Below are 21,731 nucleotides of genomic sequence, written 5' to 3'. Positions count from 1 at the left end.
CTCTTGTTATGTGGGAGGGGGCTTGCCCCCGATGACGGTGTGCCAGGCAAAACAGTGTTGACTGAGCTGCTGCTATCGGGTGCAAGCCTCCGCCCACAGGGTTTTGAGCCAGCCAAGACCCGCTTCGGTGGTGGTCAACGGCTTGTATTCACAACCGACCCAACCCGTGTATCCGATCCGGTCCAGGTGCTCGAACAGGAAGCGATAGTTGATCTCCCCGGTCCCCGGCTCGTTGCGCCCAGGGTTGTCCGCCAGTTGGATGTGATTGATCTCACCCAGGTGCGCGGCCATGGTGCGGGCCAGGTCACCTTCCATGATTTGCATGTGGTAGATGTCGTATTGCAGGAACAGATTGTCACTGCCCACCCGCTCGCGGATCGCTAGGGCCTGAGCGGTGTTGTTCAGGTAGAAGCCCGGGATGTCGCGGGTGTTGATCGCTTCCATCACCAGTTTGATGCCCGCCGCTTTCAGTTTGTCGGCGGCGTACTTGAGGTTGGCGACGAAGGTGTCTTCCAGCTGTTGGTCGTCGACACCGGCGGGGCGAATACCGGCCAGGCAGTTGATTTGCGTATTGCCCAGCACCTGGGCATAGGCGATGGCCAACGTGACCCCGGCGCGGAATTCCTCGACCCGGTCCGGATGGCACGCCAGGCCGCGCGCGCCGTTGGCCCAGTCACCGGCCGGCAGGTTGAACAACACTTGAGTAAGGCCATGGGCGTCGAGTTGCGCCTTGATCTCGGCAGAGCTGAACTCGTAAGGGAACAGGTACTCCACCCCCTGGAAGCCGGCATCGGCGGCCGCTTTGAAGCGAGCGAGAAAGTCCTGTTCGGTGAACAGCATGGACAGGTTGGCGGCAAAGCGCGGCATAGGGTTCTCCTTAATCGAGCAGGGAAATGGCAGTCGGCGCATCGTTGCCGACCAGGGCCAGGTCTTCGAATTCGTTGACGGCGTTGATCTCGGTGCCCATGGAAATATTGGTCACCCGCTCCAGAATAATCTCAACGATCACCGGCACCTTGAATTCTTCGATCATGGCCTCGGCCTGGCGCAAGGCCGGCGCGATCTGGCTGGGTTCGAACACGCGCAGGGCCTTGCAACCCAGGCCTTCGGCGACGGCCACGTGGTCCACGCCATAGCCATTGAGTTCCGGGGCGTTGAGGTTGTCGAAAGACAGCTGCACGCAGTAGTCCATTTCAAAACCACGCTGGGCCTGGCGAATCAGACCCAGGTAGGAATTGTTCACCACCACATGGATGTACGGCAGTTTGAACTGCGCGCCCACCGCCAGTTCTTCGATCATGAACTGGAAGTCGTAGTCGCCGGACAGCGCCACTACTTTGCGGCTCGGGTCGGCCTTGACCACCCCCAGCGCCGCCGGAATCGTCCAGCCCAGCGGGCCGGCCTGGCCGCAATTGATCCAATGGCGCGGCTTGTAAACGTGCAGGAACTGCGCGCCGGCAATCTGCGATAGGCCGATGGTGCTGACGTAGCAGGTGTCTTTGCCGAACACCTGGTTCATCTCTTCGTACACCCGTTGCGGCTTGACCGGCACCGCATCGAAGTGAGTCTTGCGCTGCAGGGTGGCCTTGCGTTGCTGGCAATCATGCAGCCAGGCGCTGCGGTCCTTGAGCTTGCCGGCGGCTTTCCATTCGCGGGCCACTTCAATGAACATCGTCAGGGCAGAGCCGGCGTCGGACACGATGCCCAAGTCCGGTGTGAAAACGCGGCCAATCTGCGTCGGCTCGATGTCCACGTGGATGAATTTACGGCCTTCGGTGTATACCTCGACCGAACCGGTGTGGCGGTTAGCCCAGCGGTTACCGATGCCGAGCACCACGTCGGACTTGAGCATGGTCGCGTTGCCGTAACGGTGCGAGGTTTGCAGACCGACCATGCCCACCATCAGCGGGTGATCGTCGGGGATCGTGCCCCAACCCATCAGGGTCGGGATCACCGGAATGCCGGTCAGTTCGGCGAACTCCACCAGCAGCTCGCTGGCGTCGGCGTTGATCACGCCGCCGCCGCTGACTAACAGCGGGCGTTCCGCCTGGTCGAGCAGGGCCAGGGCTTTCTCCACCTGTACGCGAGTGGCCAGCGGCTTGGCCAGCGGCAGTGGCTGATAAGCGTCAATGTCGAACTCGATCTCAGCCATTTGCACGTCGAACGGCAGGTCGATCAATACTGGGCCGGGGCGGCCGGAGCGCATTTCATAAAAAGCTTTCTGGAACGCGTAGGGCACCTGGCCGGGTTCGAGCACGGTGGTCGCCCATTTGGTCACCGGCTTGACGATGCTGGTGATGTCCACGGCCTGAAAATCTTCCTTGTGCATGCGGGCACGGGGCGCTTGGCCGGTGATGCACAGGATCGGGATCGAGTCGGCCGAGGCGCTGTAGAGGCCGGTGACCATGTCGGTGCCCGCCGGGCCCGACGTGCCGATGCACACACCGATATTGCCGGCCTTGGTGCGGGTGTAACCCTCGGCCATGTGCGAGGCGCCTTCAACGTGGCGAGCAAGGACGTGATCGATGCCGCCCACTTTCTGCAAAGCCGAATACAGCGGGTTGATCGCGGCGCCGGGGATACCGAAGGCAGTGTCCACACCTTCACGGCGCATCACCAGGACGGCGGCTTCGATTGCTCTCATTTTGCTCATGATTTTGGTGCCTCTTGCGTTTTGTAATTGTATACAAGTGGTGTCTGTCCAAAGTGTATTCACGGCGAGCTGTGCAGGTCAACGCATTTTATTCGTGACCGATCATGCTCGGTGGAACGCCTTTTTTCGACGTGTGGTGGGTATGTTGGAAAATATTGTATACAAAAAAGTAGGTCATTGTGTTCTATTTGTGCGATCGAGCTTCTGATCAATCAGACCTCCATCGCTTTCCCAATAACAAAAGAAGGACGGCACCATGAGCGCTTTAACCTTGAAAACCGCCACTCAACTCGCCAGCCAGGCCCTTACAGCGGGCCGTATGATTGGCGCCGCGCCCCTGACCATCGCAGTGCTCGACAGCGGCGGCCATTTGATCACCCTGCAACGCGAAGACGGCGCCAGCCTGCTGCGCCCGCAGATCGCCATCGGCAAGGCTTGGGGCGCGATTGCGCTGGGCAAGGGTTCGCGCCTGCTGGCGCTGGACGCGCAACAACGTCCGGCGTTTATCGCTGCGCTGAACAGCCTGGGGCAGGGCAGCGTGGTGCCGGCGCCGGGTGGCGTGTTGATTCGCGGTCAGGACGGTGGGGTGCTGGGAGCGATCGGGATTAGTGGGGATACGTCGGATATTGACGAGCAGTGTGCGATCACGGCGATCGAGGGGGTGGGGTTAATGGCGGATGCGGGGGTGTCGGCTTGAACAGTGGGTGACTTTTAGGGCCTCATCGGGGGCAAGCCCCCGATGGGCACCGGCTCTGCGGTGTATCAGTCCGGCTCACAGCCCTTGAGCACCAACCGGATAATGGTCTGCGCCGCCGCTTCATAATCGGCCTCATCCAGCTTGGCTTTTCCGGTCACCGCGGAAATCTGCCAGTCGAAATCGGCATAGGTCTGCGTCGCGGCCCAGATGCTGAACATCAGGTGGTTGGGGTCGATTGCCGCGATCAATCCGCGATCCACCCAGCTCTGGATGCAGTCGATATTGTGCTTGGCCTGGGCGTTGAGCTGCTCGACCTGTTCGGCGCTCAGGTGCGGGGCGCCGTGCATGATTTCACTGGCGAACACCTTGGAGGCGAAGGGCAGGTCGCGGGAGATGCGTATTTTCGAGCGGATGTAATTGCTCAGCACCACCGCCGGCTCACCCTCGGGGTTGAACGGCGTGGACGCAGCCAGGATCGGCTCGATAATGCTTTCGAGCACCTCGCGGTAGAGGTTGTCCTTGGATTTGAAGTAGTAGTAGACGTTGGGCTTGGGCAGCCCGGCCTTGGCGGCGATGTCGCTGGTTTTGGTCGCGGCGAAGCCCTTGTCGGCAAACTCCTCGCTGGCCGCCCGCAGGATTTTTTCTTTGTTGCGCTCGCGAATGGTGCTCATAAACCAGGGTTTTCCTTGCCAGTGCAGGCGGTCGGGCATGGTAGCACCGGGTATCCGCGAGCCTCAACAATGTGTCCGCAACGCCTTGCGCCGCGCTATGCTCGCGTCATCTTTTCTCTTACGGAAGTGCGTTTCATGGCAGGAAGCAGTTTGCTGGTGTTGATCGACGATATCGCCACGGTACTCGACGATGTCGCTCTGATGACAAAGATGGCCGCGAAGAAAACCGCCGGCGTGCTCGGCGACGATCTGGCGCTCAATGCCCAGCAGGTGTCCGGTGTGCGCGCCGAGCGGGAAATACCGGTGGTGTGGGCGGTGGCCAAGGGCTCGTTTATCAACAAATTGATCCTGGTGCCCACCGCGCTGTTGATCAGCGCCTTCGTCCCCTGGGCGGTCACCCCTTTGTTGATGCTGGGCGGTGCTTTTCTGTGTTTCGAGGGCTTCGAGAAACTGGCCCATAAATTTCTGCACAGCAAGGCCGAAGACCAGGCCGAGCACGAACAACTGACGAAGGCCGTTGCAGACCCGGCCACCGACCTGGTGGCCTTTGAAAAGGACAAGATCAAAGGCGCGGTGCGTACCGACTTCATTCTTTCGGCCGAGATCATCGCGATCACCCTGGGCACCGTGGCCGCTGCGCCATTGATGCAGCAGGTGGTCGTGCTGTCGGGCATTGCGATTGTCATGACCATCGGCGTCTATGGGCTGGTGGCGGGCATCGTCAAGCTGGACGACCTGGGCCTTTGGCTGAGCCAGAAACCCGGCCAGATGGCCCGCAGCGTCGGTGGCGCCATCCTGCGCGCGGCGCCGTACATGATGAAGAGCCTGTCGGTGATCGGCACGGCGGCGATGTTCATGGTGGGCGGCGGCATCCTGACCCATGGCGTGCCGGTGGTGCATCACTGGATCGAGACGGTCAGCCAGAGCACGGGCGCCGTGGCGTGGTTGATGCCGACGCTGCTTAATGCGGTGGCGGGAATTATTGCCGGGGCGATTGTGCTGGCGCTGGTGTCGACCGCAAGCAAGCTGTGGCGAGTCGTGAAGGCATGAGTTCAGCGCCCACCACACGCTTGCTGCAGAGTCAGGTTATTTCAACGCTGCGTAACCCTTTACGCTGAATGCCTTGAATAGCTGCGCTTCGGAACCTGCCGAAACACTGCCGAATTGGCCAAACCCCTGCAGGTGTTGATCGTGCTGTTGCGAAGCGTCCTGCCGTTTGAGTCCTTCGCGGCCGTCGACGTAGTTAACCACTTCGGCCAGGTTATAGGCGGCATTCGCGCGTGATTCGGGGTTGGTGTTGGCGGAGCTCCAATCGCCAGTCTGTTGCTTGAGCTGGTTGAGAAAATCGCTTGAGAAAGATCCGTCTCGTTTGAGCACATCTTTCAGAATCGGGTTGTCTTTGAAAATCTCTTGCGCGCTGCGGTTATCGCCGGCTGGCCGGCCATAAGCCCCTCGTGGGGTGCCCACGTCAATGTGGGCTGCTGGCTCAGGGGCGGTTGCCGGTGCGAAGGAGGGGGTTGGCGCGAAGGTGTTGAGGGCGTTAACGGATAACGTCATAGGGAATGTCCACTGCAAAGTTCAAGGTTGGTAATAGAGCCTCGGCCGGATAGTTGTCAGGCCTGTCTGGTCGTGATACCGGACTTTGCGTGGCGAATCGGTAAGAAAGGTTCCAAACCATGTCATTTCAGCCACGGTCGGACACAAAAAAGGCCATTCAATCGAATGGCCTTTTTGTGCGCGTCACTTACTCGGCAATCTGCAACTTGCGCGATTCGGTGTAGATGTAGCGCACCTTTTCATACTCAAACGGCGAATTCATCTGACCGTAGCGGAAGCTGGTCTGGTAGCGCTTGTCCACCGCGCGCAGGGCCCAGATTTCCGGGTGGTTGGAGCTGACTTCGGAGACGTTGAGGAAGTTGATCTGCGACTCTGCGGTGTAATCCACCAGCAAGCCAGCGGTGTCGCGCAGGTTCGACGGGCCGAAGATCGGCAGTACCACGTATGCGCCGCCAGGCACGCCATAGAAACCCAGGGTCTGGCCGAAGTCTTCGCTCTGGCGCGGCAGGCCCATGGCGGTAGCCGGGTCCCACAGGCCAGCGATGCCGACGGTGGTGTTGAGCAGCAGACGCCCGGTGGTTTCCAGGGAACGGTGGCCCTTGAGTTGCAGCAGGCTGTTCAACAGGTTGGGTACGTCGCCCAAGTTGTTGAAGAAATTACTCACGCCGGTGCGCAGGAAACTGGGGGTCACGTAGGTGTAACCGTTGACCACGGGCAGGAACACCCATTGGTCGAAACGGTAGTTGAAGTGGTACACGCGACGGTTCCAGGACTCCAGCGGGTCATACACATTGAGGGCGGTGAGCGAGGAGCGCTCGAACTCGCGCTGGTCCAGGCCGGGGTTGAATTTAAGCTTGGTCAGCGGTTGCTTGAAGCCGTCATCACCCAGCTGCGTCGGCTCGTGAGCCTTGCTGTTGTCGGCATTGGCCACGCCCGCGCACATCAGGGCAGCGAGCAGCAGAAGATATTTAGCCACGGAAGAACTCCAGCATGGCGTCGGCGTTGACGCGGTAATTGAGGTTGCCGCAGTGGCCGCCCAGGGGGTAGACGGTCAAGCGATCGCCGAAGGTTTTACGCAGGAAGCCCAGGTCGCCCGGGCCCAGGATCACGTCGTCGGCGTTGTGCATGACGGCGATTTTCGGGCTGGCGTGCAGGTAGTCCTTGAGCGCGTACAGGCTGACCTGGTCGACCAGTTGCAACAGGCTGCCGCCGTCGGAGCGGGCGCGCCACATTGGAATTACTTGTTCGGTGAGGTAGCAATCGAAGTCGCATTGCAGCGCGCGCTTGAGGAACGGCGTCAGGCTGGTGCCTTCGGTGATCGGGTATTTCGGCGGGATGATCAGGCCGCGACGGTTGATCAGGTCCGAAGTGAAGGCGATATCGGCCGCCGAGAAGCGGAACGAGGTGCCGATCAGCATGGCCATCTGTTCGTTGGTCAGGTGCTGCTTGGACTGCTGGAAGTCGTAGAGCAGGGCGTCATTGAGGTCGATGTAGCCCTTTTGCTGGAAGTAGCGGGTCAACTTGTTCAACACCAGTTCATAGAAGGTGGTGGTGTTGTTGATGCCCTTGACCTCGGTCTGGACCAATTTGTCGAGGTTGGTGATCGAGGTGTAGAGGTTCACCGGCGGGTTGAGCAGCAGCACTTTCTTGAAATTGAAGCTGCGACGGGTCTCGTCCAGTTTGCTCACGAACGCCGCATCCAGAGCGCCGAGGCTGTAGCCGGTGAGGTAGAAGTCGGTGACCGGCAACGAGGCGTTCTGGGCGCGTACGGCTTGCATTACGCGGTACATGTCCTCGGCGTCTTCCTGGCTGATGCCGGGGGTGGCGAAGCGCGATGCCGAGGCGATGAAGTCGAAGCTGGTGGGCGACGACAGTTGCACCACATGGTAGCCGGCCTGGTAGTACAGCTTTTTCAGGTACTCGTTGAGGCTGCTGTCATAGCGCGCGCCGGTGCCGGCGATCAGGAAGATCAACGGCGCGGCGCGGTCTTGCTTGGCGATACGGTAGGTGAGTTTCTTCACCGCCCAGAAATTGTCCGGCAGGCTGAACTCGCGCTCCGGGCGCATATTCAGGGTGTAGTCGGACTGGTTGATTTCGTCGTCGGTCGGCAGCTTAGGCCGAAGATCTGGCGGGGTCGTGGCGATGGTCGCTTCGAACGGGTTGGTCAAAGGGTAGCCATAGCTGGCTTGGTCGATATCGACGGCCAGTGCTGACGCACTCAAAAAAAGGCTGCCCAGTAAGGCAGCACAGCGCAAGGAACGGAGCATGACTTAATCCCTAAGAGGAAACGTGCTGAATGAAGTTCGCAGGCTATGACCACCGCCGTACCACCGAAGTGCCAGCACTCGGTGCGAAAAGTCGTAAAAAACCGTCGGATTCGGGGTAATAGTAGCCAGACGATACACTTTGCCAGCCCCTGCTGAACACTAATTGTGTGTATGCACCTTGCTAACGGCCGTTGGCGCATTAAGCTGAGCGCCGTTTTTGCCTTTCGGAGTGCTCCATGTCCCGTCGTTTGCCATTGATTCTGCTGCTTATTGCCTTGCCACTTTGGCTGGCTGCCAGCTATGCCGCGCGTTATGGCTTTATGGAGGACGGCCGGTGGGTCGGTATTTGCGTCGACGAGGCCAGTCGCTGGGAATGCCAGCTGCGCTCGAACCTGGGTTTGATGATCCATTTCAAAGTGCTGGGCTGGGCAGCGCTGGTGACCTCGGTGCTCGCATTTTTTGTAGCGGGTCGCACTGGGTGGGGCCTCGCGGTAGCGGGGCTGGTGTTCGGGCTGCCGGCGCTGGCGTTGTACAACACAACCTTTGCGGTGTTTGCGGTGGTGATTGCGGGGTTGCGGTTGGTCAGACAGCCTCGGGGCGTTTGATCGGGTCAATCGGGGGCAAGCCCTCTCCCACATTCGCCGGTATTCACAATTGGAAATGTGTAAACCCAATCAAGTGTGGGAGGGGGCTTGCCCCCGATGGCAGTATTAAGCCCTGCGCACCCGCAAGCACCGCCACAACGCGACCACCATCAACCCGCTGACCACTGCCCAACCCCACGCCTGTTGGTTCAGCAAGCCTTCACGGAATAGCTGCGGCGCAATGCCGGCGCCGATGATGAAGGTCAGCAGCGCAATCTCCCGACGTGGGCCGGTTACCGGGCGTGCCAGGTACACCAGCGCCGGCAATACCAGTGCGGCGCTGGGGAAACTGCGATAGCGCGGATCGAACACCAGCGCCAGCATCATGACCGCGCCCGCGAAGCCGGCGAATGCCACCAGCCAGCCCGCGCGTTGTTCCAACCAATTGAACATGCGCCCGCGCCACCCTTCGCGAGCGCTCAGGGCCAGCGCGGCATGGGCCAACACCAGCAGGTTCAGTGCCAGCAGCAGCCCAGCCCACACCCACTCATCGTTGAAGCGCGCAGTCAGGCGGGTCAGCTCGGCCCAGGTGCCGATCGAGCATGCCGCGATAGCGCCCAGTAAAGGCAGGGCCAGCGCGGCACGGGGGCTGCGAACGCGACCGCCGAGCACCAACGTGCCCAGCAGGATCACGCCGCCGACGCCCAGCCACAACGGCCAGTACGGCACATTGCTCACTGGGCCGGCGAGGATGCCTTTGTCCTGACGATCGGCATCAAACAGGCCCCAATAACCACCCACGGCGCCTTCGCTGGCGCGCTTCCACGGCTGGTCAAAGGCTTCAATCAGGTTGTAGTGCCAGCCGTTGGCCTCGGCCATTGCGACGAAGCCGCGCATGAACTTGGCTTCGTTGACCCGGCTCGGCACCGCCGTCTCGCGCTGGCGGCCTTCGCTGGGCCAGCCGGTTTCGCCGATCAGCACGTCTTTGGGCGCGAACTTGTTGCCGAAGGTCTGTCGTACATCGCCCACATGTTTGAGCGCCTGGTCGATGCCGGACGGATCGTCTTCCCAGTAGGGCAGCAGGTGAATGGTCAGAAAATCCACCGCTGGGGCGATTTCCGGGTGTTGCAGCCAGAATTCCCAGACGTCGGCGTAGGTGACCGGTTGCTGGATCTGGCTTTTGACTTTCTGGATCAGCTTCACCAGTTGCCCGGCGGTGACTTCCTTGCGCAGCAGCGCCTCGTTGCCGACGATCACAGCGCTGACCACATCCGGGTTGGCGTTGGCCGCGGCGATCAACAGATCGACTTCCTTTTCGGTGGCTACCGGGTCGGCGCTGACCCACGCGCCGATCATCAGCTTCAAACCGTGCTTGCGCGCAAGGGCCGGCAAGCCTTCCAGGCCGGTCATGGAGTAGGTGCGGATGCATTCGAAGCGGGTAGCCAGCAAGGCCAGGTCGGCGTCCATGCGCGCCGGGCGCAGCGTGAACGGCTGGTCGAAGGGGGATTGGTCTTTGTCGAAAGGCGTGTAGGACGCACATTGCAGCTTGTGGCTGGCGCTGGCGACGTCCGGCAGCACCACCGGTCGGCCGAGGCCGTACCAGTAGCCGACAAGGGCCAGCAGGCCAAGGATCAGGGCGAATACATAGGGCAGGGCAGGGAAGCGGGCAGTCGCGGTCATGGTCGGCTTATCTGGAAAGCAAAGGCGCGCATCTTACCCGCAATTGTGTGGCTCAAGGGTGGTTGCACGATTTTGACATGCAAAGTTCGGGCGGGTTTTTGAACGCTCGTTCAGCTAAGCGCCCTGCTGGCTATGTGATGTCGTTTCCTGCTTGTAAGAGGTCGCTGACAGAGCAGGTCGAAGGCCGGCGCAGGCCGATGATCCAAGGGTCAGCACTCCACTGATGTCGCAGCCGCTGGATCGATGCGCGTGAAAGGGGCGCGGTGCACTACACAACAACAGGTTGACGTCGCTCGGCATCCGCCGAGCGCAGCACTTTCGGGGAAGTACGATGAAGATGCGACGACTCTTGGGCGCAGCTGCCACTTTGGTAGTTGCGATGAGCTCTACACTGGCCAGCGCCGACAGCAAAACCCTGAGCATCGGTTACGTGGACGGTTGGTCCGACAGCGTAGCCACCACCCATGTGGCGGCCGAGGTGATCAAGGAAAAGCTCGGGTATGACGTGAAACTGCAGGCGGTTGCCACCGGGATCATGTGGCAGGGCGTAGCAACCGGCAAGCTCGATGCCATGCTCTCGGCGTGGTTGCCCGTGACTCACGGTGAATACTGGGCCAAGAACAAAGACAAGGTTGTCGACTACGGTCCTAACTTCAAGGATGCCAAGATTGGCTTGATCGTGCCGGAGTACGTCAAGGCCAAGTCCATCGAAGACCTCAAGACTGACACCACCTTCAAGAACAAAATCGTCGGTATCGACGCCGGTTCGGGCGTAATGCTCAAGACCGACGAAGCCATCAAGCAGTACGGCCTCGATTACAAGCTGCAAGCCAGCTCGGGTGCGGCGATGATTGCCGAGCTGACCCGTGCCGAAGACAAACAGGAATCCATCGCCGTCACCGGTTGGGTGCCGCACTGGATGTTCGCCAAGTGGAAACTGCGCTTCCTCGAAGATCCAAAAGGCGTTTATGGCGCTGCTGAGACCGTCAACAGCATCGGCAGCAAAGGCCTGGAAGCCAAGGCGCCGGAAGTTGCGGCCTTCCTGAAAAAATTCCAGTGGGCCTCCAAGGACGAAATCGGCGAAGTCATGCTCGCTATCCAAGAGGGCGCCAAGCCTGACGCCGCAGCCAAGGATTGGGTTGCCAAACACCCTGAGCGCGTAGCCGAGTGGACCGGTAAATAACCCCCGAGATCCTGTTACAACCCCTGTGGGAGGGGGCTTGCCCCCGATAGCGGAGTGTCAGTTTTCAATGATCTGACTGACTCATCGCCATCGGGAGCAAGCCCCCTCCCACATTAATTTCTGTTTCCTGCAAATCTTCATTCGCGTCGTCAATCCCTCGCTACACTCGATCTACTACTAAGGTCGTCTGGAACCTGTGCCACAGCCGCATACAGTGGCTACGTTCCAATAATAAAAAAGCTGTGCTGCGAGGATAAAAACAATGAACGACAGCATTTACCTATCGATTCAAAACAGCCCGCGCTTCAAGGAGCTGGTGAGAAAAAGGGAGCGGTTTGCCTGGATTCTCTCGGCCATCATGCTAGGGCTCTACTCCGGTTTCATCCTATTGATCGCCTACGGGCCACAAGTGCTGGGGGCCAAGCTCAGCCCTGGTTCGTCGATTACCTGGGGCATCCCCCTGGGCGTCGGGTTGATCGTCTCCGCGTTCGTCTTGACCGGCATTTATGTGCGTCGGGCCAATGGCGAATTTGACGATTTGAACAATGCGATTCTCAAGGAGGCTGCGCAATGATCCGTCGTCTACTGGCAGTATTCGGCGCTTCGCTTTTTGCTCCCGCCCTGTGGGCGGCCGACGCATTGACCGGTGAAGTGCACAAGCAACCGCTGAACGTCTCGGCCATCGTGATGTTTGTCGTCTTCGTCGGTGCAACCCTTTGCATCACTTACTGGGCCTCCAAGCGCAATAAATCGGCGGCCGACTACTACGCGGCGGGCGGCAAGATCACCGGTTTCCAGAACGGTCTGGCAATTGCTGGCGACTATATGTCGGCGGCCTCGTTCCTGGGGATTTCCGCGCTGGTGTTTACGTCCGGCTACGACGGGCTGATCTACTCGATCGGCTTTCTGGTGGGCTGGCCGATCATTCTGTTCCTGATCGCCGAGCGCCTGCGTAACCTGGGTAAATACACCTTTGCTGACGTGGCGTCCTACCGCCTGGGCCAGACCCAGATTCGCAGCCTGTCGGCTTGCGGTTCGCTGGTGGTGGTGGCGTTCTACCTGATCGCGCAGATGGTGGGGGCGGGCAAGCTGATCCAGTTGCTGTTCGGCCTGGATTACCATGTGGCGGTGATTCTGGTGGGCATCCTGATGTGCCTGTACGTGCTGTTCGGCGGCATGCTGGCGACCACATGGGTGCAGATCATCAAGGCGGTGCTGTTGCTGTCGGGTGCGTCGTTCATGGCGCTGATGGTGATGAAGCACGTCAACTTCGATTTCAACACGCTGTTTTCCGAGGCGATCAAGGTTCACCCTAAAGGTGAGGCGATCATGAGCCCAGGCGGCCTGGTGAAAGACCCTATCTCTGCATTCTCCCTGGGCTTGGCGCTGATGTTCGGCACCGCCGGCCTGCCGCATATCCTGATGCGCTTCTTCACAGTGAGCGATGCCAAGGAAGCGCGTAAGAGCGTGCTGTATGCCACGGGCTTTATCGGCTACTTCTATATCCTGACCTTTATTATCGGCTTCGGCGCGATCCTGCTGGTCAGCACCAACCCGGCGTTCAAGGATGCGGCAGGCGCCTTGCTGGGCGGTAACAACATGGCGGCGGTACACCTGGCCAATGCGGTGGGTGGCAGCATCTTCCTGGGCTTTATCTCAGCGGTGGCGTTTGCCACCATCCTGGCCGTGGTGGCCGGTTTGACCCTGGCGGGTGCATCGGCGGTGTCTCACGACCTGTATGCCAGCGTGATCAAGAAAGGCAAGGCCAACGAGAAGGATGAGATTCGCGTGTCGAAGATCACCACCGTGGCCCTGGGTGTATTGGCGATCGGCCTGGGTATCCTGTTCGAAAGCCAGAACATCGCGTTCATGGTCGGCCTGGCGTTCTCCATTGCCGCCAGCTGCAACTTCCCGGTGCTGCTGCTTTCCATGTACTGGAAAAACCTCACCACCCGTGGCGCCATGATCGGCGGCTGGCTGGGTCTGGTGAGCGCCGTGGGCCTGATGGTACTGGGCCCGACCATCTGGGTCTCGATCCTGCACCATGAAAAAGCCATCTTCCCGTACGAGTACCCTGCGTTGTTCTCGATGATCATTGCGTTCATCGGCATCTGGTTCTTCTCCATCACCGACAAGTCGGCGGCGGCAGAGAAAGAGCGTGCGCTGTACTTCCCGCAGTTTGTGCGTTCGCAGACTGGCTTGGGGGCGAGTGGGGCGGTTAACCACTAAGCTTGTAACTGGATCAGGAAGTGCCCCGGTCGAAAGGCTGGGGCATTTTTTTGCCTGGGGTTTATGGGTTGCTGCTCATGGCCTCATCGGGGGCAAGCCTCCTCCCACACTTGATCTGTGAACACTTTTCAAAGGTGGGAGGAGGCTTGCCCCCGATGGCGGTAGACCAGACGCCACAAACAAAAACGGCCTCCACTGGGGGAGGCCGTTTTCAGTGCAACTAAGCGATGCTTACTTGCGATCTTCCAGCTTGGTGATATCACGCGACTCGTAGCCGGTGTACAGCTGGCGCGGGCGGCCAATCTTGTACGGGCTGGAGAGCATTTCTTTCCAGTGGGAGATCCAGCCCACGGTCCGCGCCAGGGCGAAGATCACGGTAAACATGCTGGTTGGAATGCCGATCGCCTTGAGGATGATCCCCGAGTAGAAGTCGACGTTCGGGTACAGGGAGCGTTCGATGAAGTACGGGTCGGTCAGGGCGATCTCTTCCAGGCGCATGGCCAGTTCGAGTTGCGGATCGTTCTTGATGCCCAGTTCCTTCAACACTTCGTCGCAGGTCTGCTTCATAACGGTGGCGCGTGGGTCGCGGTTCTTGTAGACCCGGTGACCGAAGCCCATCAGCTTGAACGGATCGTTCTTGTCCTTGGCCTTGGCGATGAAGGTGTCGATGTTCGAGACATCGCCGATTTCATCGAGCATGGTCAACACGGCTTCGTTCGCACCGCCGTGGGCAGGGCCCCACAGTGCGGCGATGCCGGCGGCGATACAGGCGAACGGGTTGGCACCCGAGGAGCCCGCCAGGCGCACGGTGGAGGTGGAGGCGTTCTGCTCGTGGTCGGCGTGGAGGATGAAGATCCGGTCCATGGCCTTGGCGAGCACCGGGCTGATCGGTTTGATCTCGCACGGGGTGTTGAACATCATGTGCAGGAAGTTTTCCGCGTACGTCAGGTCGTTGCGCGGGTACATCATGGGTTGACCCATGGAGTACTTGTAAACCATTGCGGCCAGGGTCGGCATCTTGGCAACCAGGCGGATCGCGGAGATTTCGCGATGCTGCGGGTTATTGATGTCGAGGGAGTCGTGATAGAAGGCCGACAGGGCGCCGACCACGCCGCACATGACGGCCATCGGGTGGGCGTCGCGACGGAAGCCGTTGAAGAAGGTCTTCAACTGCTCGTGAACCATGGTGTGGTTCTTGACTGTGCTGACAAACTGGGCTTTCTGCTCGGCTGTTGGCAATTCGCCATTGAGCAGCAGGTAGCAGGTTTCCAGGTAGTCCGACTTTTCTGCCAATTGCTCGATCGGGTAGCCCCGGTGCAGCAAGATGCCATTGTCGCCGTCGATATAGGTGATCTTCGACTCGCAAGAGGCGGTCGACATGAAGCCTGGGTCGAAAGTGAAACGGCCCGTGGCCGTCAGGCCCCGTACGTCGATAACATCGGGACCAACGGTGCCGGTTAAAATGGGCAGCTCGACGGGGGCTGCGCCCTCGATGATCAACTGCGCTTTTTTGTCAGCCATGTGGCCTCCTATTTATGCTTCAAATCATCAGACAGACCCCCCACGCAGGGCCCGCACCACTATAGTGAGATAAATTCAGATGTCAATTTGCCTAAAGTCTTGCTCCAGAAGGCTTTAACCGGACTTTTTCGTCGAAATTGCCTGCCATTTACGCCTTTTATCCCGTCAGCGCAATCCGCTATTAGGGTGAGGAGCGCGCGTTGTCATTAGTAACCTAACTGTCTATACTCGGCCACCGACCGCCAAGGGCTTTTGGGCTTGCTTTCATTGGGGGTCGCACTCCCTGGGTGGTGCTTACCTGACCAGTGCACTCCCCTACAACTTTGCCCTGATTGTTAGGGGCTCTTCAGTGTGAAAAAAAGCCGTGAAGAATAGCCAACGACCTGTAAACCTAGACCTAAGGACCATCAAACTCCCCATCACCGGCGTTACGTCGTTCCTGCACCGTGTTTCCGGCATCATCCTGTTCCTGGGCTTGGGCATCATGCTTTATGCATTGAGCAAATCCCTGGGTTCCGAGGAAGGTTACGCCGAGGTGAAGGCATGCTTGACCAGCCCGCTGGCCAAGTTCGTAGCATGGGGCCTCCTGTCCGCTCTGCTGTATCACCTGGTAGCCGGTGTGCGCCACTTGATCATGGACATGGGCATCGGTGAGACGCTGGAAGGCGGCCGCCTGGGCTCGAAAATCATCATCGCCATTTCCGTGGTGCTGATCGTTCTCGCAGGAGTTTGGATATGGTAACCAGCGTTACGAACCTATCGCGTTCGGGCCTCTATGATTGGATGGCGCAGCGTGTGTCTGCGGTTGTTCTCGCGGCTTATTTCATTTTCCTGATCGGATACCTCGTCGCAAACCCGGGCATCGGCTATGAGCAATGGCATGGCCTGTTTTCCCACAATGCGATGCGAATCTTCAGTCTGCTGGCCCTTGTAGCCCTGGGCGCTCACGCCTGGGTCGGCATGTGGACCATCGCGACCGACTACCTCACGCCGATGGCGCTGGGCAAGTCCGCGACTGCAGTACGTTTCCTCTTCCAGGCAGTATGCGGCGTCGCGATGTTCGCTTACTTCGTCTGGGGTGTGCAGATTCTTTGGGGTATCTGAGTCATGGCTAACATTCCAACTATTTCCTTCGACGCCATCATTATTGGTGGCGGCGGTGCCGGCATGCGCGCTGCGCTGCAGCTGGCCCAGGGTGGTCACAAGACTGCCGTGATCACCAAGGTATTCCCGACACGTTCCCACACCGTGTCCGCCCAGGGTGGCATCACCTGCGCCATCGCTTCGGCCGACCCGAACGATGACTGGCGCTGGCACATGTACGATACCGTCAAGGGTTCCGACTACATCGGTGACCAGGACGCTATCGAATACATGTGTCAGGAAGGCCCGGCAGCGGTGTTCGAACTGGACCACATGGGTCTGCCGTTCTCGCGTACCGAGCAAGGCCGTATCTACCAGCGTCCGTTCGGCGGCCAGTCGAAGGATTACGGTAAAGGCGGGCAGGCTGCCCGTACTTGCGCCGCTTCCGACCGTACCGGTCACGCGCTGCTGCACACGCTTTATCAGGGCAACCTGAAAGCCGGTACCACGTTCCTGAACGAGTACTACGCTGTCGACCTGGTCAAGAACGCCCAAGGCGAGTTCGTCGGTGTAATCGCTATCTGCATCGAAACCGGTGAAACCACCTACATTCGCGCCAAGGCTACCGTGCTGGCAACCGGCGGTGCAGGCCGTATCTACGCATCGACCACCAACGCCCTGATCAACACCGGCGACGGCGTGGGCATGGCCCTGCGTGCCGGCGTGCCGGTGCAAGATATTGAAATGTGGCAGTTCCACCCGACCGGTATTGCCGGCGCCGGCGTTTTGGTGACCGAAGGTTGCCGTGGTGAAGGTGGTTACTTGATCAACAAGCACGGCGAGCGTTTCATGGAGCGCTATGCTCCGAACGCTAAAGACCTTGCCGGTCGTGACGTTGTTGCCCGTTCGATGGTTAAAGAGATCATCGCTGGCAACGGTTGCGGTCCGAATGGCGACCACGTAATGCTCAAGCTCGATCACCTGGGCGAAGAAGTGCTGCACAGCCGTCTGCCAGGTATCTGCGAACTGTCCAAGACATTTGCGCACGTTGACCCGGTTGTTGCTCCGGTCCCGGTTGTTCCGACTTGCCACTATATGATGGGCGGCGTGCCGACCAATATTCATGGTCAAGCGATCACTCAGGACGCCGATGGCGTCGACGCGATCATCCCTGGTCTGTTTGCAGTGGGTGAAGTGGCGTGCGTATCGGTTCACGGTGCCAACCGCCTGGGCGGTAACTCGTTGCTCGACCTGGTGGTATTCGGTCGCGCCGCTGGCCTGCACTTGGAAAAAGCCCTGAGCGATGGCATCGAGTACGACGACGCCACCGACGCCAACATCGAGGCCGCCCTGGCGCGCCTGTCCGCTCTGAACGAGCGTACCGATGGCGAAGACGTGGCAACCCTGCGTCGCGAGCTGCAAAGCTGCATGCAGAACTACTTCGGTGTATTCCGTACTGGCGAATACATGCAGAAGGGTATTGCCCAGCTGGCCGACCTGCGCAAGCGCATCGCCAACGTCAAGATCAACGATAAGAGCCAGGCGTTCAACACCGCTCGTATCGAAGCCCTTGAGCTGCAAAACCTGCTGGAAGTGGCCGAAGCGACCGCGATTGCCGCCGAGGTTCGTAAAGAATCCCGTGGTGCTCACGCTCGTGAAGACTACGAAGACCGCGACGACGAGAACTGGCTGTGCCACACCCTGTACTTCCCGGGTGAAAAGCGCGTTGCCAAGCGTGCCGTGAACTTCTCGCCGAAAACGGTTCCGACGTTTGAACCGAAGATTCGGACTTACTAAGGGTGGCTGCCATGTTGAAAGTCAGTGTTTATCGCTACAACCCTGATCAGGACGCTGCGCCGTTCATGCAGGAATTCCAGGTCGATACCGGTGGTAAAGACCTGATGGTGCTGGACGTGCTGGCCCTGATCAAAGAGCAGGACGAAGGTTTCTCCTATCGTCGCTCTTGCCGTGAAGGTGTCTGCGGCTCCGACGGCATGAACATCAACGGCAAAAACGGCCTGGCGTGCATCACGCCGCTGTCCGCCGTGGTGAAAGGCAACAAGCTGATCGTTCGTCCACTGCCAGGTTTGCCGGTTATCCGTGACCTGGTCGTCGATATGAGCATCTTCTACAAGCAATACGAGAAAGTTAAGCCGTTCCTGCAGAACGACACGCCGGCCCCGGCCATCGAGCGTCTGCAGTCCCCGGAAGAGCGCGACAAGCTCGACGGTCTGTACGAGTGCATTCTGTGCGCCTGCTGCTCGACCTCCTGCCCGTCCTTCTGGTGGAACCCGGACAAATTCCTGGGTCCAGCTGCCCTGCTGCAAGCGTACCGCTTCCTGGCAGACAGCCGTGACACCAAGACGTCCGAGCGTTTGGCTTCGCTGGATGACCCGTTCAGCGTATTCCGCTGCCGCGGGATCATGAACTGCGTCAACGTATGTCCCAAAGGCCTGAACCCGACTAAGGCCATTGGTCACATCCGTAACATGCTGCTGCAAAGCGGCGTGTAACTGACGTTGTAACAAAGCAGGACCGTTGTGCCCGTAAATGCTGCGGCGCAGGCTTCAACCGGCGCCGTAGTTTTAACTTGAGCAGCGACTTACAAAGCCGCGGCTCTTATTTTGAAGAAATGAGACAAGCAGGGGCATTCGGGTTGGTACCCGAACTATCAGCGTGATCCTAAGTGGCTTGTTTTGGTCGCTGCACTTGGCCTTTTGCAAGCAAACTCGGTGTTTTCGCCGGTGGTGTCCCCAAATCGAGGGTGACCAAGCATGCAAGAAAGCGTGATGCAGCGCATGTGGAACAGCGGCTATCTTTCAGGTGGTAACGCTGCCTATGTGGAAGAGCTTTATGAGCTCTACCTGCACGACCCTAACGCTGTGCCAGAAGAATGGCGCACCAAATTTCAGACGTTGTCTTCAGACGGCAACGCTGCCACCGATGTATCGCATGCAACAATTCGCGATCAGTTTGTGCTGCTGGCAAAGAACCAGCGCCGCGCCCAACCGGTTTCCGCCGGCAGCGTGAGCAGTGAGCATGAGAAGAAGCAAGTTGAAGTACTGCGACTGATCCAGGCCTACCGGATGCGTGGCCACCAGGCGGCCCAGCTTGACCCGCTGGGGCTCTGGCAGCGTCCTGCACCGGCTGACCTGTCGATCAATCATTACGGCTTGACCAATGCCGATCTTGATACGACCTTCCGTGCCGGCGACCTGTTCATCGGCAAAGAGGAAGCGAGCCTACGCGAAATTCACGAGGCGTTGCAGCAGACATATTGCCGCACCATCGGCGCTGAGTTCACGCACATCACCGATTCCGAGCAGCGCCAGTGGTTCCAGCATCGCCTGGAAGGTGTGCGCGGCCGTCCGGCGCTGTCCGCCGACGTTCGCAGCCACCTGCTTGAGCGCGTGACCGCTGCCGAAGGCCTGGAAAAATACCTGGGGACCAAATACCCGGGCACCAAGCGTTTCGGTCTGGAAGGCGGCGAAAGCCTGATCCCGATGCTCGACGAGCTGATCCAGCGTTCCGGTTCCTACGGCACCAAGGAAGTCGTGATCGGTATGGCCCACCGTGGTCGCTTGAACGTGTTGGTCAACACCTTCGGCAAGAACCCGCGTGAGCTGTTCGACGAGTTCGAAGGCAAGAAGAAGGTCGAGCTGGGTTCCGGTGACGTTAAATACCACCAGGGCTTCTCGTCCAACGTGATGACCTCCGGCGGTGAAGTTCACCTGGCCATGGCATTCAACCCATCCCACCTGGAAATCGTTTCGCCAGTGGTCGAGGGGTCGGTGCGTGCTCGCCAGGACCGTCGTAACGACACTACTGGTGAAAAGGTTCTGCCGATTTCCATCCACGGTGACGCGGCATTCGCCGGTCAGGGCGTGGTTCTGGAAACCTTCCAGATGTCGCAGACTCGCGGCTTCAAGACTGGCGGTACCGTTCACATCGTCATCAACAACCAGGTGGGCTTCACCATCAGCAACCCGTTGGACTCGCGCTCCACCGAGTACGCCACCGACGTTGCCAAGATGATCCAGGCGCCGATCCTCCATGTGAATGGTGATGATCCGGAAGCCGTATTGTTCGTGACCCAACTGGCCGTCGACTACCGCATGCAGTTCAAGCGTGACGTGGTGATCGACCTGGTTTGCTACCGCCGTCGCGGTCACAACGAAGCGGACGAGCCAAGCGGCACCCAACCGTTGATGTACCAGCAGATCACCAAGCAGCGCACCACCCGTGAGCTGTACGCCGAAAGCCTGACCAAGGCCGGCGTGGTGGACGAAGCGCGTGTTCAGGCGAAAGTCGACGAATACCGCAACGCTCTGGACAACGGTCTGCATGTAGTGAAAAGCCTGGTCAAAGAGCCGAACAAAGAGCTGTTCGTTGACTGGCGTCCGTACCTGGGCCACACCTGGACCGCGCGTCACGATACCTCGTTCGACCTCAAGACCCTGCAGGAACTGTCCGCCAAGCTGCTGGAAATTCCGGAAGGCTTCGTGGTTCAGCGTCAGGTCTCGAAGATCTACGAAGACCGTCAGAAGATGCAAGTCGGCGGCCTGCCAATCAACTGGGGTTACGCCGAAACCATGGCGTACGCGACCCTGGCGTTCGAAGGTCACCCGATCCGCATGACCGGCCAGGACATCGGCCGCGGTACGTTCTCGCACCGTCACGCGGTACTGCACAACCAAAAAGACGCCAGCACCTACGTGCCGTTGCAGAACCTGTACGAAGGCCAGCCACGTTTCGACCTGTACGATTCGTTCCTGTCCGAAGAGGCTGTACTGGCCTTCGAATACGGTTACTCGACCACCACGCCGAATGCGCTGGTGATCTGGGAAGCCCAGTTCGGCGACTTCGCCAACGGCGCCCAGGTGGTGATCGACCAGTTCATCACCAGCGGCGAGCATAAGTGGGGCCGTCTGTGCGGTCTGACCATGCTGCTACCGCACGGTTATGAAGGTCAGGGTCCGGAGCACTCCTCGGCCCGTCTGGAGCGTTACCTGCAGCTGTGCGCCGAGCACAATATTCAGGTCTGCGTACCGACCACCCCGGCTCAGATCTACCACTTGCTGCGTCGCCAGGTGATTCGTCCTCTGCGCAAGCCGCTGGTTGTGCTGACTCCGAAGTCGCTGCTGCGTCATAAATTGGCCGTCTCGACCCTGGAAGATCTGGCGGACGGTTCGTTCCAGACCGTGATTCCAGAAATCGACACGCTGGACGCGGCCAAGGTCACTCGCCTGATCCTGTGCAGCGGCAAGGTCTACTATGACCTGCTGGAAAAACGCCGTGCCGAAGGCCGCGAAGATATCGCCATCGTGCGTATCGAGCAGCTTTACCCGTTCCCGGAAGACGACCTGATGGAGGTCATCGCGCCTTACACCAACCTCACGAATGTGGTCTGGTGCCAGGAAGAACCGATGAACCAGGGCGCGTGGTACAGCAGCCAGCATCACCTGCGTCGCAGCATTGGCAACCATAACAAGGCCCTGGGCCTGGAATACGCCGGCCGTGATGCTTCCGCCGCACCTGCGTGTGGTTATGCGTCGATGCACGCCGAACAGCAGGAAAAACTGCTGCAAGATGCTTTCACTGTTTAA

19 protein-coding genes are annotated in these 21,731 nt (G+C 59.5%); 11 read left to right on the top strand and 8 right to left on the bottom strand.

Annotated features, from left to right (window positions below; translation table 11 throughout):
• Nucleotides 1–72 precede the first annotated feature (72 nt).
• Both hyi and gcl read right to left on the bottom strand, forming a co-directional pair.
• Nucleotides 73–867, bottom strand: a complete 795-nt coding sequence (gene hyi / locus K1567_RS07050; RefSeq protein WP_220698282.1) for a hydroxypyruvate isomerase — start codon at nucleotides 865–867, stop codon at nucleotides 73–75.
• A 10-nt stretch (nucleotides 868–877) separates the two neighbouring features.
• Nucleotides 878–2,653, bottom strand: a complete 1,776-nt coding sequence (gene gcl / locus K1567_RS07045; RefSeq protein WP_034096651.1) for a glyoxylate carboligase — start codon at nucleotides 2,651–2,653, stop codon at nucleotides 878–880.
• A 256-nt stretch (nucleotides 2,654–2,909) separates the two neighbouring features.
• Between gcl and K1567_RS07040 the strand changes: the two genes are divergently transcribed.
• A complete protein-coding gene (locus K1567_RS07040) occupies nucleotides 2,910–3,350 on the top strand; it encodes a heme-binding protein (protein ID WP_034096652.1) in 441 nt (146 codons plus the stop codon).
• Nucleotides 3,351–3,415: 65 nt separating this feature from the next.
• Here the strand turns inward: K1567_RS07040 and K1567_RS07035 are convergent, their stop codons facing one another.
• Nucleotides 3,416–4,021 carry a TetR/AcrR family transcriptional regulator gene (locus tag K1567_RS07035; RefSeq protein WP_040266283.1) on the bottom strand — a complete coding sequence of 202 codons (606 nt, stop codon included), beginning with the start codon at nucleotides 4,019–4,021 and terminating at the stop codon, nucleotides 3,416–3,418.
• A gap of 135 nt (nucleotides 4,022–4,156) precedes the next feature.
• Between K1567_RS07035 and K1567_RS07030 the strand changes: the two genes are divergently transcribed.
• Nucleotides 4,157–5,071, top strand: coding sequence for a DUF808 domain-containing protein (locus tag K1567_RS07030; protein WP_034112708.1), 915 nt, complete (start codon nucleotides 4,157–4,159; stop codon nucleotides 5,069–5,071).
• 36 nt (nucleotides 5,072–5,107) lie between these two features.
• Here the strand turns inward: K1567_RS07030 and K1567_RS07025 are convergent, their stop codons facing one another.
• The 3 genes from K1567_RS07025 to K1567_RS07015 all read right to left on the bottom strand — a co-directional run bounded on the left by K1567_RS07025 (nucleotide 5,108) and on the right by K1567_RS07015 (nucleotide 7,845).
• The gene (locus tag K1567_RS07025; protein WP_052229543.1) at nucleotides 5,108–5,578 is read right to left on the bottom strand and encodes a hypothetical protein; all 471 of its coding nucleotides are present in this window, start codon (nucleotides 5,576–5,578) and stop codon (nucleotides 5,108–5,110) included.
• A gap of 187 nt (nucleotides 5,579–5,765) precedes the next feature.
• A complete protein-coding gene (locus K1567_RS07020; protein WP_034096655.1) occupies nucleotides 5,766–6,554 on the bottom strand; it encodes a VacJ family lipoprotein in 789 nt (262 codons plus the stop codon).
• Nucleotides 6,547–7,845 (bottom strand): serine/threonine protein kinase, encoded by a 1,299-nt coding sequence (locus tag K1567_RS07015; protein WP_034096656.1) that lies wholly within the window; start codon nucleotides 7,843–7,845, stop codon nucleotides 6,547–6,549. The genes K1567_RS07020 and K1567_RS07015 overlap by 8 nt, the downstream gene beginning before the upstream one ends.
• Before the next feature lie 236 nt (nucleotides 7,846–8,081).
• Here K1567_RS07015 and K1567_RS07010 point away from each other — a divergent pair, with 236 nt between their 5' ends.
• Nucleotides 8,082–8,450, top strand: a complete 369-nt coding sequence (locus K1567_RS07010; protein WP_034096657.1) for a hypothetical protein — start codon at nucleotides 8,082–8,084, stop codon at nucleotides 8,448–8,450.
• Between the two features lie 105 nt (nucleotides 8,451–8,555).
• On the opposite strand, the gene K1567_RS07005 is transcribed toward K1567_RS07010, so the two are convergent.
• On the bottom strand, nucleotides 8,556–10,109 hold the full coding sequence (locus tag K1567_RS07005) for a glycosyl hydrolase family 17 protein (protein ID WP_169868334.1): 1,554 nt from the start codon (nucleotides 10,107–10,109) through the stop codon (nucleotides 8,556–8,558).
• A gap of 331 nt (nucleotides 10,110–10,440) precedes the next feature.
• Here K1567_RS07005 and K1567_RS07000 point away from each other — a divergent pair, with 331 nt between their 5' ends.
• The 3 genes from K1567_RS07000 (at nucleotide 10,441) to K1567_RS06990 (ending at nucleotide 13,521) form a co-directional block, all read left to right on the top strand.
• Nucleotides 10,441–11,292 carry a glycine betaine ABC transporter substrate-binding protein gene (locus tag K1567_RS07000; protein ID WP_034096659.1) on the top strand — a complete coding sequence of 284 codons (852 nt, stop codon included), beginning with the start codon at nucleotides 10,441–10,443 and terminating at the stop codon, nucleotides 11,290–11,292.
• Between the two features lie 262 nt (nucleotides 11,293–11,554).
• A complete protein-coding gene (locus K1567_RS06995) occupies nucleotides 11,555–11,866 on the top strand; it encodes a DUF485 domain-containing protein (RefSeq protein WP_034096660.1) in 312 nt (103 codons plus the stop codon).
• Nucleotides 11,863–13,521, top strand: a complete 1,659-nt coding sequence (locus K1567_RS06990; RefSeq protein WP_034096661.1) for a cation acetate symporter — start codon at nucleotides 11,863–11,865, stop codon at nucleotides 13,519–13,521. The genes K1567_RS06995 and K1567_RS06990 overlap by 4 nt, the downstream gene beginning before the upstream one ends.
• 231 nt (nucleotides 13,522–13,752) lie before the next feature.
• Here the strand turns inward: K1567_RS06990 and gltA are convergent, their stop codons facing one another.
• On the bottom strand, nucleotides 13,753–15,042 hold the full coding sequence (gene gltA, locus K1567_RS06985; RefSeq protein ID WP_014717728.1) for a citrate synthase: 1,290 nt from the start codon (nucleotides 15,040–15,042) through the stop codon (nucleotides 13,753–13,755).
• A gap of 364 nt (nucleotides 15,043–15,406) precedes the next feature.
• Here gltA and sdhC point away from each other — a divergent pair, with 364 nt between their 5' ends.
• From sdhC to K1567_RS06960, 5 genes are all read left to right on the top strand, one after another.
• A complete protein-coding gene (gene sdhC / locus K1567_RS06980; protein ID WP_034096662.1) occupies nucleotides 15,407–15,784 on the top strand; it encodes a succinate dehydrogenase, cytochrome b556 subunit in 378 nt (125 codons plus the stop codon).
• Nucleotides 15,778–16,146: a succinate dehydrogenase, hydrophobic membrane anchor protein gene (gene sdhD, locus K1567_RS06975; RefSeq protein ID WP_003172805.1), complete on the top strand. Its 369-nt coding sequence runs from the start codon at nucleotides 15,778–15,780 to the stop codon at nucleotides 16,144–16,146. Before sdhC ends, sdhD begins: the two co-directional genes overlap by 7 nt.
• A 3-nt stretch (nucleotides 16,147–16,149) precedes the next feature.
• The gene (gene sdhA / locus K1567_RS06970; protein WP_034096663.1) at nucleotides 16,150–17,922 is read left to right on the top strand and encodes a succinate dehydrogenase flavoprotein subunit; all 1,773 of its coding nucleotides are present in this window, start codon (nucleotides 16,150–16,152) and stop codon (nucleotides 17,920–17,922) included.
• An 11-nt stretch (nucleotides 17,923–17,933) separates the two neighbouring features.
• Nucleotides 17,934–18,638, top strand: coding sequence for a succinate dehydrogenase iron-sulfur subunit (locus K1567_RS06965; RefSeq protein WP_034096664.1), 705 nt, complete (start codon nucleotides 17,934–17,936; stop codon nucleotides 18,636–18,638).
• Nucleotides 18,639–18,899: 261 nt separating this feature from the next.
• Nucleotides 18,900–21,731 carry a 2-oxoglutarate dehydrogenase E1 component gene (locus K1567_RS06960; RefSeq protein WP_034096665.1) on the top strand — a complete coding sequence of 944 codons (2,832 nt, stop codon included), beginning with the start codon at nucleotides 18,900–18,902 and terminating at the stop codon, nucleotides 21,729–21,731.

The sequence above is a fragment of the Pseudomonas sp. S5F11 genome, from assembly GCF_019641515.1.
Classification (GTDB): Bacteria; Pseudomonadota; Gammaproteobacteria; order Pseudomonadales; family Pseudomonadaceae; genus Aquipseudomonas; species Aquipseudomonas rhodesiae.
Note: the sequence above shows the minus strand (reverse complement) of the source record. Positions and strands in the feature narration are given on the sequence as shown.